The sequence below is a fragment of the Streptomyces sp. NPDC093546 genome (assembly GCF_044765045.1).
Classification (GTDB): domain Bacteria; phylum Actinomycetota; class Actinomycetes; order Streptomycetales; family Streptomycetaceae; genus Streptomyces.
The window spans coordinates 21892-37489 of record NZ_JBIWJG010000011.1 but is presented as its reverse complement, the minus strand read 5'-3'; the positions used below and the strand labels follow the sequence as shown (position 1 = coordinate 37489).

The 15598-nt window shown below is 71.0% G+C and carries 11 protein-coding genes; 6 read left to right on the top strand and 5 right to left on the bottom strand.

Features of this window, described 5'->3' with window-relative positions; genetic code table 11:
* Positions 1-4 precede the first annotated feature (4 nt).
* The 3 genes from ACIRNI_RS23060 to ACIRNI_RS23050 all read left to right on the top strand — a co-directional run bounded on the left by ACIRNI_RS23060 (position 5) and on the right by ACIRNI_RS23050 (position 3604).
* Positions 5-553, top strand: coding sequence for an acyl-CoA thioesterase (locus ACIRNI_RS23060; protein WP_355362269.1), 549 nt, complete (start codon positions 5-7; stop codon positions 551-553).
* A gap of 115 nt (positions 554-668) precedes the next feature.
* Positions 669-1058: a hypothetical protein gene (locus tag ACIRNI_RS23055; protein ID WP_403553836.1), complete on the top strand. Its 390-nt coding sequence runs from the start codon at positions 669-671 to the stop codon at positions 1056-1058.
* Between the two features lie 2 nt (positions 1059-1060).
* The gene (locus tag ACIRNI_RS23050; RefSeq protein WP_403553835.1) at positions 1061-3604 is read left to right on the top strand and encodes an ABC transporter substrate-binding protein; all 2544 of its coding nucleotides are present in this window, start codon (positions 1061-1063) and stop codon (positions 3602-3604) included.
* Between the two features lie 443 nt (positions 3605-4047).
* Here the strand turns inward: ACIRNI_RS23050 and ACIRNI_RS23045 are convergent, their stop codons facing one another.
* Positions 4048-5415 carry an LCP family protein gene (locus ACIRNI_RS23045; protein WP_403553834.1) on the bottom strand — a complete coding sequence of 456 codons (1368 nt, stop codon included), beginning with the start codon at positions 5413-5415 and terminating at the stop codon, positions 4048-4050.
* Positions 5416-5678: 263 nt separating this feature from the next.
* Between ACIRNI_RS23045 and ACIRNI_RS23040 the strand changes: the two genes are divergently transcribed.
* Positions 5679-6719, top strand: coding sequence for a glycosyltransferase family 2 protein (locus tag ACIRNI_RS23040; protein ID WP_355362277.1), 1041 nt, complete (start codon positions 5679-5681; stop codon positions 6717-6719).
* Positions 6720-6788: 69 nt separating this feature from the next.
* On the opposite strand, the gene ACIRNI_RS23035 is transcribed toward ACIRNI_RS23040, so the two are convergent.
* The 4 genes from ACIRNI_RS23035 to ACIRNI_RS23020 all read right to left on the bottom strand — a co-directional run bounded on the left by ACIRNI_RS23035 (position 6789) and on the right by ACIRNI_RS23020 (position 12756).
* Complete coding sequence (locus ACIRNI_RS23035; protein ID WP_403553832.1) at positions 6789-8495, bottom strand: LCP family protein; 1707 nt, start codon at positions 8493-8495, stop codon at positions 6789-6791.
* 30 nt (positions 8496-8525) lie between these two features.
* Positions 8526-10283: an LCP family protein gene (locus ACIRNI_RS23030; RefSeq protein WP_403553830.1), complete on the bottom strand. Its 1758-nt coding sequence runs from the start codon at positions 10281-10283 to the stop codon at positions 8526-8528.
* Between the two features lie 199 nt (positions 10284-10482).
* Positions 10483-11835, bottom strand: a complete 1353-nt coding sequence (locus ACIRNI_RS23025; protein WP_403553828.1) for an LCP family protein — start codon at positions 11833-11835, stop codon at positions 10483-10485.
* A gap of 168 nt (positions 11836-12003) precedes the next feature.
* Entirely contained in the window at positions 12004-12756 is a 753-nt protein-coding gene (locus ACIRNI_RS23020; RefSeq protein ID WP_403553826.1) for a TIGR03089 family protein, read from the bottom strand.
* A 138-nt stretch (positions 12757-12894) separates the two neighbouring features.
* Here ACIRNI_RS23020 and ACIRNI_RS23015 point away from each other — a divergent pair, with 138 nt between their 5' ends.
* Together ACIRNI_RS23015 and ACIRNI_RS23010 are read left to right on the top strand one after the other, a co-directional pair.
* A complete protein-coding gene (locus ACIRNI_RS23015; protein WP_403553824.1) occupies positions 12895-14310 on the top strand; it encodes a peptidoglycan recognition protein in 1416 nt (471 codons plus the stop codon).
* A 111-nt stretch (positions 14311-14421) separates the two neighbouring features.
* Complete coding sequence (locus ACIRNI_RS23010) at positions 14422-15504, top strand: sugar phosphate nucleotidyltransferase (RefSeq protein ID WP_403553822.1); 1083 nt, start codon at positions 14422-14424, stop codon at positions 15502-15504.
* Positions 15505-15598: the final 94 nt, after the last annotated feature.

Here is a 15598-nt window from a genome sequence, read left to right as displayed (position 1 = left end):
GGGCATGACAGATCAGGCCCCGCCGCAGGGCGTCCAGCTGGAGGGAAAGCCCACGTCGGCCTCCCGTACGACCCTCAGCCACATCATGACCGGCAGTGACACCAACCTCCTTGGGACGGTGCACGGCGGCGTGATCATGAAGTTGGTGGACGACGCGGCGGGCGCCGTCGCGGGCCGTCACTCCGGGGGCCCGGCCGTGACCGCGTCCATGGACGAGATGGTGTTCCTGGAGCCGGTCCGCGTAGGCGATCTCGTCCATGTGAAGGCCCAGGTGAACTGGACCGGCCGGTCCTCGATGGAGGTCGGCGTCCGCGTCCTCGCCGAGCGCTGGAACGAGTCGACGCCCGCGACCCAGGTCGGCTCGGCGTACCTCGTCTTCGCCGCCGTCGACGCGGACGGCAAGCCCCGCCCCGTACCGCCGGTCATACCGGAGACGGAGCGCGACAAGCGCCGCTACCAGGAGGCCCAGATCCGCCGTACGCATCGCCTGGCGCGCCGCCGCGCGATCAAGGAGCTGCGCGAGAAGCGCGCGGCGGAGGGCATCGAGGACTGAGGACCTTTCCGCGCCGCCGGATCCAGCCCGTGACCGGGGTCACTGTCGATAGGATCGGTGCTCCTGGTGCTGTTCGGGTGGCGGGCCGCCCGGGTGGGGGACGGAGGGCACGCGCATGCAGGTCGACATCGTGGTCCAGACAGGGGGCGACGACCGCATAGTCGCCTCGCTGTACCGATGGCTCGCCCAGGACCCGGACGTGGCCCGGCACACCACTGTCACCCTTGTGCCCGGCCCCGAGCGGGCCGGGGACATGGGCGGCGCCTTCGAGATCATCAACGCCGTCGTCGCCAACAGCATCGCGCTCAGCAGCCTGGCGGTGGCGTGTGCCACATGGCGGGGCTCCAGGGGTACGGCCACGGCCCCGGTGGTGCGGATCACGCGGGGCGATGTCACCGTCACCGTCGAGAACGGCTCACCGGACGAGGTGAGCGGCATCGTGGACGCGCTCGGCGGCACCGAACCGGACTCCGGCGCCGGCACGGACGGGACGGACCGGCCTTAGCCATGACGGCTCTGCCCGATCCGGCCACTTCGCGGGCCGTCCTCATCGGCGTCCACGCGTACCGGACGCTGACGGACCTGCCCGCCGTGGAGCGGAACCTGACGGGGCTGGCGCAGGCGTTCACCGATCCGGACCTGTGGGGGCTGCCGCCGTCGCACTGCGTCACGCTGGCGCAGCCGGCGAGCGCCCAGGCGCTGCTCGACACCCTGACGCGCGTGGCCCAGAGCGCCGAGGACACCCTGGTCGTCTACTTCGGCGGGCACGGGCTCACCGACCCGTACAGCGACGAGCTGTACCTCGCCCTGCCGGACTCCGACCAGGAGCGGTTGTACACGGCGCTGCCGTACGACTGGGTGCGCCGGGCGCTGCTGGACCCGCGCGTACGGGCCCGCCGCAAGGTGGTGATCCTGGACTGCTGCTACAGCGGGCGGGCGCTGGTGGGCGGGATGAGCGCCACGGACCAGGTGGCCGACCACGCGCGCATCGACGGCACCTCGCTGCTGGCCGCCTCGGCGGAGACCCGCAAGGCGCTGTCGCCGCCGGGGGAGACGTACACCGCCTTCACCGGCGAGCTGATCACGGCGCTCACGGAGGGCATTCCGGACGGCCCGGAACTGCTGGACATGGACACCCTGTACCGGCACGTGTACGGGAGGCTGGCGGCGAAGGCACGGCCGCTGCCGCAGCAGCGCAACCGCAACGCCGGGGGCCGGATCGCGCTGGCGCGCAACCGCGCGTTGCTCGTACCGGAGCCCTTGGAGCCAGAGCCAGAGCCAGAGCCAGAGCCGGAGCCGGAGCCGCCGCAGCCGCCGCGTCCGCCTGAGGTGCGGGCACCACGGCGTCAGAGGCGGCACCACCGGATCGCCCTCGGCGCGGCCGTGGCCGTCGTCCTCCTCGCCGCCGGCATCCCCGCCCTCATCGCCTGGCGGGACGACGCCGCACCGAAAGGCACCGACAAGGCGGCGGGCGCGGGGTACGGCGCCGCCACCGACAAGGTGGCCAACCTTTCGCGCACCCCGGGCGGCACGCTGAGGTTCGTCGCCGTCGGCGACGCCGACTCCTGGGACCCCCAGCGCATGTACTACACCTACGCGTGGAACTTCGCCCGCTTCTACACCCGCCAACTGGTCACGTACGCCCCGGAGCCGGGAGCCCAGGGCACCGAGCTGGTGCCCGACCTGGCCACCGACCGGGCGGAAGTCACCGACGGCGGGAAGACGTACACCTACACGCTCCGCCCCGGGATCACCTGGGAGGACGGCTCCGACATCACCTCCCATGACATCAAGCACGGCATCGAGCGCGCCCGGAACCAGGACGCCCTCCCCGGCGGCCCGCGCTACCTCCTCGACACCCTGAAGGCCATCGAGACGCCCGACGCCAGGACCATCCGCTTCAGACTGAACAAGCCCAACGGCGACTTCGAGCACATGCTGGCGATGCCGGCCGGGTCCCCGGTGAAGAAGGAGAAGGACACCGGCGCCGTCTATGGTTCCCACCCCTTTTCCAGCGGCCCGTACAAGTTCGCCACCCACAACCCGAACGAGTCGCTCACACTCGAACGCAACCCCAAGTGGCAGAGGGCGTCCGACACCATGCGTGCCGCGCTGCCGGACCGGATCACGGTCACCTTCGTCGCCAAGAGCCAGCAGGCGGAGCACCTGCTCGGCGAGGGGAAGGCCGACCTCGACCTGAACGCCGCAGGGATGGCGCCGGGGGTCGCCCAAGCTCGCGAACTGAGGGCGCACTTGGACAACCCGCGAAGCGGCTTCCTCTCCTACGTGGCCCTCCCGCAGACCGTCGCGCCGTTCGACAACCTCCACTGCCGCAAGGCGGTCCTGTACGCGGTCAATCGCGTGGACGTGCAAGCAACGCGCGGCGGCCCGCAGGACGGCGGCGACATCGCGCCCCACATGCTGCCGCCCTTCATCAAGGGCAGCGACCCCGCGTACGACCCGTACGGCGTCCGGCGCAACGCCAAGGGAGACCGGCCCGCCGCGCTGAAGGCCCTGAAGGCCTGCGGCCGGCCGGACGGCTTCACCACCACCATCGCCGTCCGGAGCTACAGGGATTCCGACGAGCACACGGCCGAGGTCCTCAGGCAGTCGCTCGCAGCGGTCGGCATCACGGCGCGCATGGAAAAGGTCGACGCCGCGCTGGTGGCGGACCCGACCGCCTTCCGGAAGACGATCAAGGAGAAGGGCTACGGCCTCGTCATCCGCGGCTGGGGCGCCGACTTCCCGACCGGCCAGGGCTTCCTGCGGCCGCTGATCGACGACAGGGTGACAGACTCCTACAACTTCGCCGAGGTCGACGACGCGGTCCTCCGTCAGCTCATCGACCAGGCCATCGCCGAGACCGACCCCGACAAGGCGGCGAAGACCTACGCCGCAATCAACCGCAGGCTGGCCGACGGCGCCCACTACCTGCCGCTCCTCCACGACCGGCGCCTGCTCTGGCGCGGCCCCCGGCTGACCAACGTCTACACGACCGACGCCTACGGCGCCTACGACTACGTCTCCCTCGGCGTACGCGGCGTCGGCTGACAACCGCACGCTTCAGTCCGTCTTCACCGGCGCGTACCCGCCCGCGACGCGGCCCCCGCCGGCACCGACACCGGATTCGTCCGCGAACCCGGGGGCACACTCGACTCCATGCGCACCGGCGGAAGAGCTACTGGGCCCTCGACCTGACCGGAACCACCTCGGAAAGGAGAAGCCATGGACCTCGCACGGTCCGGATACGCGAGTCTGCCCACCGCCTTGGCTGTCGCGGTCCTCGTCGTGGGCCTGGCGATCGGCGTACTCCTTGTTGTCAGGAGCAGAAAGAGAGGAGGCCGATGATGCTCGGATCATCCATCGACTCTGATGTGCTGGCCTACAAGGGGCTCAACGGCGTCCCCCTCTGGGTGTTGTTCGGAATCGCCGTCCTGGCTTTCGTCATCTTCGGAGTCGTACAGGCCAGAAAAAGGAAGTAGAACCCCGCACCCCTACCCGCAGATCACCTGGTCCCCCGTCACCACCCCGAACTCCCCCTGGAACGCGTTCTCCGCCCGCACCGGCAGCACGCCCGTGAAGTTCGTACCCGCCGTCACCTTCAGCAGGGCGCCCTGGCCCGGGACCGGGCGGAGTTCCGCGCCCGGGAGGGCCGTGGCGAGGGAGCGGGCCGAGCGGTCCCAGCGGGGGTCGAACCAGACGATGGTGCGGTGGACGTCGCGCCGCGCCCAGTTCAGCGGGGCGCGGGTCGTGCGGAAGCCCGTCGCCCGCAGCGCCGAGTCGACCCGCGCGCCGAGGCCGTGGACGCGGGTGCCGTTGTAGACCTGCACCCGGATCTGCTGGGGCGAGACCTCCACGAGCTTCTTGCGCACGGAGCTGCGGGTCGCGTAGGGCGCGAGCGGCTTGTCCTCGCGCAGCGCCCGGAACAGCTTCTTCGACTTCACCGGGTCCCACCGCACCGTCGAGCCGAGCCCCTTCACCGGGAAGCTCGCCTGCGCGACCGGGACGGACGTGAACTCCGACGACGCCGCCTTGAAGCCGCGCATCGCCTTCGCCAGCGCCAGCATCTCCTCCGTACGGAATCCCTCGTCCGCTCGTACGGAGCTGAGGACGGAGCCCACCACCTCCTGGAACCGCACCGGGTTCAGCAGCACGCCCTCGCTCGTCGCCCGGTCGATCAGCGCGGCCAGGAAACGCTGCTGGCGCTGCATCCGCCCCAGGTCGGAGGCGCCGTCGATGTGGCGGGAGCGTACGTACTGGAGCGCCTGGCCGCCGTTGAGCTCGTGGGTGCCGGCGGGCAGGGCGAGGCCGGTGTAGGTGTCCTTCATCGGCTTGGCGGTGCAGATCCGCACCCCGCCGACCGCGTCGACCGTCCGCATGAAGCTGGTGAAGTCGATCTCCAGGTAGTGGTCGACCTTCACACCGGTCATGTGCTCCACGGTCCGCACGGTCAGCTGCGGCCCGCCCTCCGCGTACGCGGCGTTCAGCTTCACCGGGTGCTTGGGGTGCAGCTCACCGGTGCGGGTGTCGGTGTGCTCGGGGATCTCGGCGTACGAGTCGCGGGGGAGCGAGACCGTGCTGGCCCGCTTCCGGTCGGCGGAGATGTGGACGAGCATGATCGTGTCGGTGCAGCGGCACCCGGCGCCGCCCAGCCGGTACCGCATCTTCTCGGCGGGCGTGATCTTGTCGCGGCCGTCGGTGCCGACGACGAGGATGTTCGTGCCGTGGCCGGCCGAGGGCCGGTTCTTCATGTCGCGGAAGGGGTCGACGCGGCCGATACCGGTGTCCAGGCTGGTCACCACGGCGTGCCCGATCCCGCCCACGCCCAGCACCAGCACCGAGAGAGTGGTCACCATCCGCATGCCCCACCGAGGCCGGGGCGCCCGGCCGGTGGTACTCGGCCCCGGACCCGGCCCCGGCCCCGGTCCCGGACCCGGCCGTTTCGGCCGCCCGGGCGCGGGCGGCCTGGGGCCGGCAGGACGGCGGGGCGGCGTGGGCACGAAGGACACCTCCGCGGGCGTACAGGGGGATCATGAGCACAGTAGGCCCATACGATCAGCGCCCGGCCGCATCGTCCGGGCGGCGCGCACCGGTGTCGCCCGTTCGCGGTAACGTGGCGGGCGATATGAACGCGACGCCTCCGCCCTTGCCCCCGGTTTCCGTGATCATGCCGGTCCTCAACGAGGAGCGGCATCTGCGCACCTCGGTCCGTCACATCCTCGAGCAGGAGTACGACGGCGAGATGGAGGTGGTGATCGCCCTCGGCCCGTCCACGGACCGCACGGACGAGATCGCCGCCGAGCTCGTACGGGAGACCGCGTCCGACAAGCGCCGGGTCCACACCGTGCCGAACCCCACCGGGCGGACCCCCGCGGCCCTCAACGCCGCGATCAAGGCCTCCCGCCACCCCATCGTGGTGCGGGTCGACGGGCACGGCATGCTCTCGCCGAACTACATCGCGACCGCCGTCCGCCTCCTGGAGGAGACCGGCGCGCAGAACGTCGGCGGCATCATGCACGCCGAGGGCGAGAACGACTGGGAGCACGCGGTCGCCGCCGCCATGACCTCGAAGATCGGCGTGGGCAACGCCGCCTTCCACACGGGCGGCGAGGCCGGCCCCGCCGAGACCGTCTACCTCGGCGTCTTCCGCCGCGAGGCGCTGGAACAGCAGGGCGGCTACAACGAGGAGTTCATCCGCGCCCAGGACTGGGAGCTGAACTTCCGCATCCGCGAGGCCGGCGGCCTGATCTGGTTCTCGCCGGAGCTGAAGGTGTCGTACCGGCCGCGGCCGAGCGTGCGCGCGCTCGCGAAGCAGTACAAGGACTACGGCCGCTGGCGCCATGTCGTCGCCCGCTACCACCAGGGCTCCATCAACCTCCGCTACCTCGCCCCGCCGACGGCCGTCTGCGCCATCGCGGCGGGTGTCGTCGTCGGCGCGACCCTCACCCCGCTGGGCTTCGTCATCCCCGGCGGCTACCTCGCGGCGATCGTCGCGGGCTCCCTCCCGGCGGGCCGGGGCCTGCCGCTGAAGGCCCGCCTCCAGATCCCGGTGGCGCTGGCGACGATGCACATGTCGTGGGGGTACGGCTTCCTGACGAGCCCGCGCTCACTGGCGAAGAAGGTCATCGCGAGCCGCCGCCCGGCGGTGACGGCGAAGGCCGGCTGACCGCCTCCGTACGCGTACGAAAGGGCCCCGGGAGCAGCCTCCCGGGGCCCTTCGTCGTGCCGGCCCGCCCTACCAGGTGAAGTTCGGGTCGACCTCCATGCACGTCGTCGTGTCGCCCGCGCTCAGCGGGTTCGCCGACTTCGGGGTCTTGCCGTCCGTCTTGCCCGCGGACTTCGGGTAGGTGTCGCCCTCGCGCCAGTCCGCGCCCACGACGAGCGTGATGCGCGTGACGTCGGCGGACTTCTTCACCGCGGAGGCCGGGATGCCGAGCGCCTTGGCGAGCGCCTGCGCGTCACCCTCCAGCTCCGCGCTGGGGAACCGCACCACCGTCTTCTCCTGCGGATTGGTCGCCGCGTCCGCCTTCGCCAGCGTGTAGCCCTTGCCGGACAGCACCTCGGCGATCGTGGTCGCGCGCCCCTTCGCCGACCCGAGCTGCGGGGTGTAGGTGCCGTTCTGCACCATCACCTCCGTCTCGGCGACCGGCGCCGCGGGGTCCTTGGAGGCGGCCGGCTGCTTGCGCTTGGACGCCTTGCCGTCCAACGGGATGTCCTCGCGGATCATCTCGAAGATCTGCTCCGCCTCGCCCGGCTTGGGCTCGACCTTGCCCCGCAGGCGCGTCGAGTAGACGTTGGGCATCGTCGTCATCGTGATGCGCTCGGTCGGGACGCTCTTGAGCTCCTGCCCCAGGTCGTACAGCTTGGTGATGGTGCCGAGACCCTCGTCGACGGTGAGCGCCTCGGTCGCCGCCTCGGCGAGCTTGCGCAGCTTGTTCGGGTCCGTCAGCTTGGCGTTGGCGCGCAGCTCCCGCACCATCGAGTTCATGTACATGTGCTGGGCGCGCGCCCGGTAGAGGTCGCTGCCGTCGCCGAAGCCGTACCGCGTGCGCAGCCACTGCAGCGCCTGCTCGCCCTGGATGGGGTGCGTGCCCTTCGCGAGCTTCAGACCGGAGCCCTTGCCGTCCCGCGTGCGCGAGTGGATGTTCTTGTCCACGCACACCGGTACGCCGCCGACGGCGTCCGCCATCGACACCACACCCGCGAAGTCGATCATCATGAAGTGGTCGATGGTGATGCCGGTCAGCTCGTACCAGGTGGCCACCGTGCATCCGGGGCCGCCGCGGCCGAGCGACTCGTTCGTCTGCGCCCACTCACGCGCCGGGTAGACCTTGCCGGTCTCGGGGTCGGTGCACTCCGGGATCTTCAGCATGGTGTCGCGCGGCATGCTGATCACGGAGACGTTGCTGCGGTCGGCGGAGAGGTGGATGAGCATCTGCACGTCGGCGAGCGGGGGGCTGTTGAAGGTGTCCCTGGCACCGCCGAGCGCCTGGTTCTCCTTGGAGTCGCGGGCGTCGGAGCCGATGAGCAGGATGTTCAGCGGGGTCTGGCCCGCGGCGTTCACCTTGTGCTCGGCCATCTTGTTCTTGCCGAGGTTGAGCTTGTCCTTCTTGATGTTGCTGTTCAGGTGCTCGTAGTACACGTAACCGGCGCCGGCCGTGCCGAGTATCAGCAGCGCCAGCACGGCGGCCACCCAGCGCCCGACGCGCCGCTTGCCCTTCTTCTTGCCCTTCTTCGTGCCCTGCTTGGCGGCAGCTGCATCCGCAGCTGCCGCGGCCGGGGAAGGGCCGGGCGCGCCATCGCCGTCGCCATCCTCATCGCCGGCGGGGGCGCCCTTCTTCCTCGTTCCGTCCTCCTCGTAGAGGCTGTCGTCCCAGCCGAGGTCACGGGCGTGCGGTACGCGGTGTCGTGTCCCCTCCCCGCGTACGCGGCTCTGTCCCACCCCAGGTCCCCCTGTCACGTCAGGTTCGCGTCACTGCGCGCACACCTGCTTGTCCGCCTCTACCTTTTCCACGTCCGGCACCTTCGTCGGAGCGGCGATGGGCACCCCTGCGCCCTTGAAGTCGCCGCCCAGCGTCAGCACCATCGCCTGGAGCCCCTCGGCGTCCTGCGTCCCCTGCTTCAGCGCCGAGGCGGGCAGACCCATCAAGTCCGCGAGCTTGCGGGCCTGATCGGCCTGGTTCGGTGCGAACTCCAATGTCGTCTTGGCGATCTTCTCAGGAGCGTTGCTCTTGTTCGACGCCTTGAGCACGCCCTGGTCGTTCTGCAGCCAGAGCAGCGTCGACTGCGCGGCACCGACGGTGTCGCTGCCGTTGTAGACGTCGACGCGTACGTCGGAAGCCTCGGCCCGCGGGCCCTTGAGCAGCGCGGCCTGCTTGCTCTTGGCCGCGTCCGACTTCTCCTTCTCCTTCTTCTTCACCTCGGTGAAGGAGACGTCATTCTGCAACATGCGGAAGACATCGGGCGCCTTGGTCTCGTCGAGGACCACGGTCGCCTTCACCGTCTCCCTCGGGTTGTCCTTCACCGGGACCGTCATGAACGAGATGTTCTTCAGGTTGATCCCGCCCAGCTCCTTGGCGAGGGCGGTCAGCTTCGGGATGTCGCCGATGCCGCTGTCCACCGTGAGCGCCTTGGTCGCCGCGTCCGCGAGGTCCAGCATCTTCGACGGGCTGCCGAGGGTGTCTTCCTTCATCTTCCGGATCATCGACGCGACGAACTGCTGCTGCATCTTGATCCGGTCGAGGTCGCTCTCGTTGCCGAGGCCGTGCCGGTTGCGGAGGAAGGCCAGGGCCTGCTCGCCCTGGAGGGTGTGCTCGCCGGCCGGCAGGTCCAGCTGGGAGTAGCTCTTGTCCTTGATGGGCTTCGTCAGGCAGACGTCCACGCCGCCGATCGCGGTGGTGAGCGTCTTGACCGCGTTGAAGTCGGCCATCATGAAGTGGTCGATCGGCACACCGGTGATCTGCTTCACCGTGCGCATCGTGCAGCCCGGGTCCCGGCCGTTCACGCCGTAACTCTCGTTGAACTTCGTGTACGGCGAACCCGGGATCACCTTGGTCGAGCCGTCCGGCTGCTTCGTGGGGCAGTCCGGGATGTCGACCTTCAGGTCGCGGGGGATGCTTATCGCGGCCGCGTTGGTGCGGTCCTCGGAGACGTGGAAGAGGAACGTCGTGTCGGCGTGACCGGTGGTGTTCTCCCGGTTGCCGTAGCTCTCGTTGCCCTCGCCGGTGCGCACGTCGGAGCCGATGAGCAGGATGTTGATCGGCCCGTCCTTGAGGGAGCCGCCGCTGGCCGCGTCGCCCACGTCCACCGTGTTGAGGTTGCCGTTGAGGCGGTCGTAGATGAGGTACACGCCGACCGACGCCCCGACGACCACGACGCCCATGACGCCCGCCGTCCACAGCAGCGCCTTCTTCTTGCCGGACTGCTTCTGCTTGCGCTTGCGGCGGCCACTGCCACCGCCGCCGTCCGCGGCGTTGGCGCTGCGCCGGCCGCGCTGGCCCGGGACCGAGCGGCCGGGGGCGGTTGTCGTGCGCGAAGCGGGGGAAGAAGACGAATCGGCGGAGGAGGCGCTACGGGTCTCACGGGCACCACGGGGGCCGCGGGGCGGGGTCACCTTGGCTTGCTGTGCGGATTCGCCCAGTCGCAGTTCGTAGTTGCCGGTGTCCGGGTTGAGTACCCACTGGTCTGCGGGATCGATGTCGTCCACCCGCCCACGGCTCTGCGCATCCACGGTTGCTTGAGTCCTCCGTCGGTGCCACTCGAGACGCCCCTCCCCCGGAAAGGAGACGCTCGGCTCGAAAAACCGGTTGTGCGCGACCTCGCGGCCTGTCTCAGCAACCGGATCGCGTCACACTATCCGCTCAGTTCAGCGCCGGGCGACGCCCGTGACAAATTCCACGGCCCTTACAACCGGGCATTCCGCTCAATCGTCATAGACCGCCGCCCCCGGTGTCCCGACTTTTGCCCACTCCCTTGCCTTCTTTTTGCCCACAGGCCCCGGTGGCCGCGTTCGTCCCCGCGAACGTCGGCGTCGCGGACGGGCTGGACGACTCGTCCTCGTCGGACTGCCCGCGGCCCGGCCGCCGGTCGGTCGGGACCACCACGACGGGCGCGTCGTCGCGCAGCCGCTTGAAGAGGGTGTCGGCCTTCGGCTGCACGAGCATGTCCCGGTTGGGGTCACCGCTGTACGGCTGCCGTGGCACGGTCAGGAACTGCACCTTCTCGGTCGGTACGCTCCGCAGGGCGCGCGCCAGGTCGTACAGGTCCTTCAGGGAGTCCAGCCCCGGGTCGGTCGTGATGGACTTCGTGGCGGCGTCCAGCACCGGGTAGAGGCGCGCCGGATTGAGCAGGACGCCGTTGCTCTGCACCTTGTTGACCAGCGCCCCGAGGAACTGCTGCTGGCGGTCCATGCGTTCGGTGTCGCTGCCGTTGCCGAGCGATTTGCGGGCCCGTACGTACCCGAGGGCCTGCTCGCCGCGCAGCGTCTGGGCGCCGGGCTTGAGCTTGATGCGGGCGTCCGGGTCGTCGATCGGCTCCGTGACGCAGACGCGTACGCCGCCGACGGCGTCCACCATGTCCTTGAAGCCGCGGAAGTCGATCACCATGTGGTGGTCGACGCGGATGCGGGTCATCTTCTCGACGGTGCGGATCGTGCACGCCGTACCGCCGAGCTGGTACGCCCAGTTGAACTGCGCGAAGTGCGGCCGGGTGCGCGTACCGTCCCGCTTGCCGCAGGCGGGGATGTGCACCATGAGGTCGCGCGGCAGCGAAACGGCGGTCAGTCCGCGCCCGTTGGCCGCCAGGTGCAGCAGGATCGTGGTGTCGGAACGCTGGCCGTCGGCGTCGTCGCCGTACGTGGCGTTGCCGTCGCCGACGCGGGTGTCGGAGCCGATGAGCAGGATGTTCCGCGCCCCGCGCACGAGGGAGGAGGGCCGCTCCCGCTCGTACCGCTCCAGCTCGCCGGCGGCGGAGGTGTCGGTGGTGATGTTGCCGTCCAGCTTCTGGTACAGCCACCAGCCGCCCCCGGCGGCCCCCAGCACGAGCAGCGCGGCCCCGAAGGCGCCGCAACGCAACCAGCGCCGCGCGGGATGCCCGGCGGGCGGCGGGGGAGCGGCGGCCGCGTCGGGTGTCGCGGGTGTGGAGGGTGCGGCGGCGGTGCGGGGGCTGCCACTGGTGGCGCGGGGCCGCTTCTTCTTGCGCTTCTTCGACGGGGCACTGGCACGCGGCGGCTCGGATCCGCCCCTGCGGGGCGGCTCGGCGGGCGTGCCAGTGCTGTCCGTCACGTCGTGGTCCGTCCTTCATGCACCGTCGGGCCGATCGAGGAGGATCGAGGTGGTCTGTGACGATCATCCATCGGAGTCGGCCCCGGCACCCGGAGGAGCGGGCGCACCGTGCGCCGGACGGGTGCACGTGCGGCGTATTCGGTGGCTCCGGCGGGCCGGAGCGCCCGTTCAGAGCGCGCGGTGCGTGATGCGCTCGCTCTCGACGCGTTTCTCCAGCCCTTCGGCCGCCAGCCGGTCGAGGTTCCGGCACAGGACGACCGACCCGCCCGCCGCCAGCGGCGCGTACAGCCCCGCCGACACGCCCTCCCAGGTGTCGTACCCGCGCCCGGACAGCAGCCGGGACCCCGCCCGCAGCCCGAGCCGGCGCGCGTCCGCGAGCGCCCGCTCCACGATGTCGCTGCCCGTCAGCTCCGCACCGGCGACCGTCAGCGCGGGCGCGTCCGCGTCGACGGGCGCGTACGGGCGGAAGACGTCGCCCTGCGTGGGGACCTCGACGGCGTAGTCGTCGTACCCCTCCGGCGCCGTGGGGAAGCGGCGCCCGAGCGGGGCCAGGGAGAGCGCGAGCCGCTCGCCGCGGCAGGCGCGCCCCTCGTCGAGCCGGTCGGGACCGGCCACCACGTGGTCCGCGGTGGCGGGGTCGCCGCCCAGATCGGCGACGACACCGACCGACGCGCAGGCGAGCAGCCACACCGCGGTCTGCCAGTGCGCGGGCAGCAACAGCGCGACCCGGTCGCCGGGCTCGGCGGACAGGTGGTCCTGGAGGAGGTTCGATGTCTTGGCCACCCAATTGGCGAAGGTGGCGACGGACAATTCGACGCGCTCACCGGTGGCGTCGTCGTAGTACGTGACCAAGGGGCGTGCCGGGTCCGCGGCGAGCGCGGAACGCAGCAGGTCGGCGGGGGTACGGTCGCTGGCGTTCACCCGGGCAAGCGTACGCGCGCGGGGCCCGCGGGTGCGGCCGTCCCGGTGACACCGTCCACCGTCCGGACCGATGGGCCGTCACTTTTCAGGGCGTTTCCCCGAGAAGCGCATCACGCCGGGAATGTCCACGATCGCCTCATGCGTGCCTTCCTTGCATCCTCGATCGGCGTCGCGTGTGCCGCCGCCGCCCTCGTACTGCCCCCGCTGTCGGGTGACGCGCGCGCCGACGACGCGTCGCTGCCCGGCTCCACCCAGTCCCTCCCCCTGGTGCCCCTCACCGCCGAACGGGCCCCGGGCGTGCCCCAGCAAGGGCTTCTGCGACGGGACGTCAGGCCGTTCTCGCTGGTCGGCGTGGTCTGGGACGACCCCGACGACGAACTGCACGGCACCGTCCAGGTCCGCACCCGGGCCACCGGCACCGGCAAGTGGTCCGGTTGGCAGGCGGTGGAGACGCACAACCACGCGCACGCCGCCGACCTCGGTACGCCCGAGCGCGAGTCGGCCTCGGTGCGCGGCTCCACCGCGCCGCTGTGGGTGGGCGACTCGGACGGCGTGGAGGTCCGCGTACGGTCCGAGGCGCCACGCGCCGGCGGTCCGGTGGCGCCTCTGCCGAGGGGTCTGCGCATCGAGCTCGTCGACCCGGGTGACGACCCGCCGCCCGGCACGGGCACCCCGGCGCCCGGCCCGGAAAACCCCAGCACGGGAACGGGCACAGGTACCGGAACCGGCACCACGCCCACCACCGGCACCGGCACCGGAACCGGCGCCGACACCAACCAGGACCAGACCTCCGGCGCCACCCTCACCCCCGAAGAGGCCGCCAGCTCCGCCGTCAACGCCGACCTCGCCGTCATCGGCGCCCTCGAGATCCCCGAGCTCACCAAGGAGGAGACCGAGGCGAGTCTCGACTCCGGAGCGGAAACCGACACCGAAGTCGTGGCGAAGCCGTACATCGGCCCGCGCCCCCGCATCGTCACCCGCAAGGGCTGGGGCGCCGACGAGAAGCTGCGCGAGCGCGACTTCGTCTACACCAAGTCCGTCCAGGCGGCGTTCCTGCACCACAGCGCCACCGGCAACAACTACACCTGCGCGGAGGCCCCCTCCGTCCTCCGTAGTATCTACCGCTACCACGTGGTGAGCAGCGGCTGGCGTGACATCGGCTACAACTTCGCCGTCGACAAGTGCGGAAACATCTACGAAGGCCGTGCGGGAGGCGTGGCCAAGCCGGTGATGGGCGCGCACACCCTGGGCTTCAACAGCAACAGCATGGGCATCGCCGTGCTCGGCACGTACAGTTCCAGCACGCCGCCCGCCGCCTCGGTGACCGCCGTCGCACGGCTCACGGCGTGGAAGCTCGGCCTGCACGGGAAGGATCCACGCGGCAAGTCGACCCTGACGTCCGGCGGCGGAAACCTCTACCCGAAGGGAACCAAAGTCAAGCTGAACGTCATCTCCGGTCACAGGGACGGGTTCTCGACCGACTGCCCGGGTGACCGCCTCTACGGCAAGCTCGGCACGGCCCGGGCCTCGTCGGCCAAGTACCAGGGCCGATGACGAACCGGGGGCGGCTGTACCGAACGGTCTGCATACACTGTCCGGTCGTATCGGTCATATGACCGGTGTATCCCTCCATCGACCGGCCCCAGCAGGAAGCAGAGACGACTGGTGACAGAAGCGATCCTCCTGGTCGGTGGCAAAGGAACCCGGCTGCGGCCGATGACCGTCCACACGCCCAAGCCGATGGTCCCGGCGGCCGGCGTGCCGTTCCTGACGCACCAGCTGGCCCGCGCGCGGGCGGCCGGCGTCGAGCACATCGTGCTGGCGACCTCGTACCTCGCCGAGGTGTTCGAGCCGTACTTCGGCGACGGCTCGGCGCTCGGCCTGCACATCGAGTACGTCACCGAACGGGAGCCGCTCGGCACGGGCGGAGCCATCCGCAACGTCGCCTCGCGCCTCCACTCGGGGCCGGACGAGCCGGTCCTCATCTTCAACGGCGACATCCTGACCGGCCTCGACATCCGGGCGCTCGTCGACACCCACCGGTCGTCGGGCGCGGACATCTCGCTGCACCTCACCCGCGTCGAGGACCCGCGCGCCTTCGGGCTCGTACCGACGGATCCCACCGGCCGCGTCACGGCCTTCCTGGAGAAGCCGCAGACGCCCGAGGAAATCGTCACGGACCAGATCAACGCGGGTGCGTACGTCTTCCGGCGGTCCGTCATCGACACCATCCCGACCGGGCGCCCCGTCTCCGTCGAGCGCGAGACCTTCCCCGACCTGCTGGCGGACGGCGCACACCTCCAGGGCATGGTGGACAGCACGTACTGGCTGGACCTCGGCACGCCGCAGGCGTTCGTCCGGGGCTCCGCCGACCTCGTGCTGGGCCGCGCGCCGTCGCCCGCGGTGCCCGGCCGCTGCGGCGACCGGCTGGTGCTGCCGACGGCGACGGTCGCCGCGGACGCCAAGCTGACGGGCGGGACCGTCATCGGCGCGGGCGCGACGGTCGGGGCGGGCGCCCGGATCGACGGCAGCGCGGTGCTGGACGGCGCGGTCGTGGAGGAGGGCGCGGTCGTCACCGACTCGCTGATCGGCGAGGGAGCGCGGATCGGGGCGCGCACGGTCCTGCACGGCGCGGTGATCGGCGACGGCGCGCACGTGGGCGCGGACAACGAGCTGCGCGACGGCGTACGGGTGTGGTGCGCGGCACACATCCCGGACGGGACGATCCGCTTCTCGTCGGACCAGTAGCGGCGGCCGGGGGCGCGACCGCGCGGGGACTCAGGCCTGATCCGAAAGACAGGCCTTAAGCTCGAAGGGCCCCCGAACCTCCGAAGGACTCCTC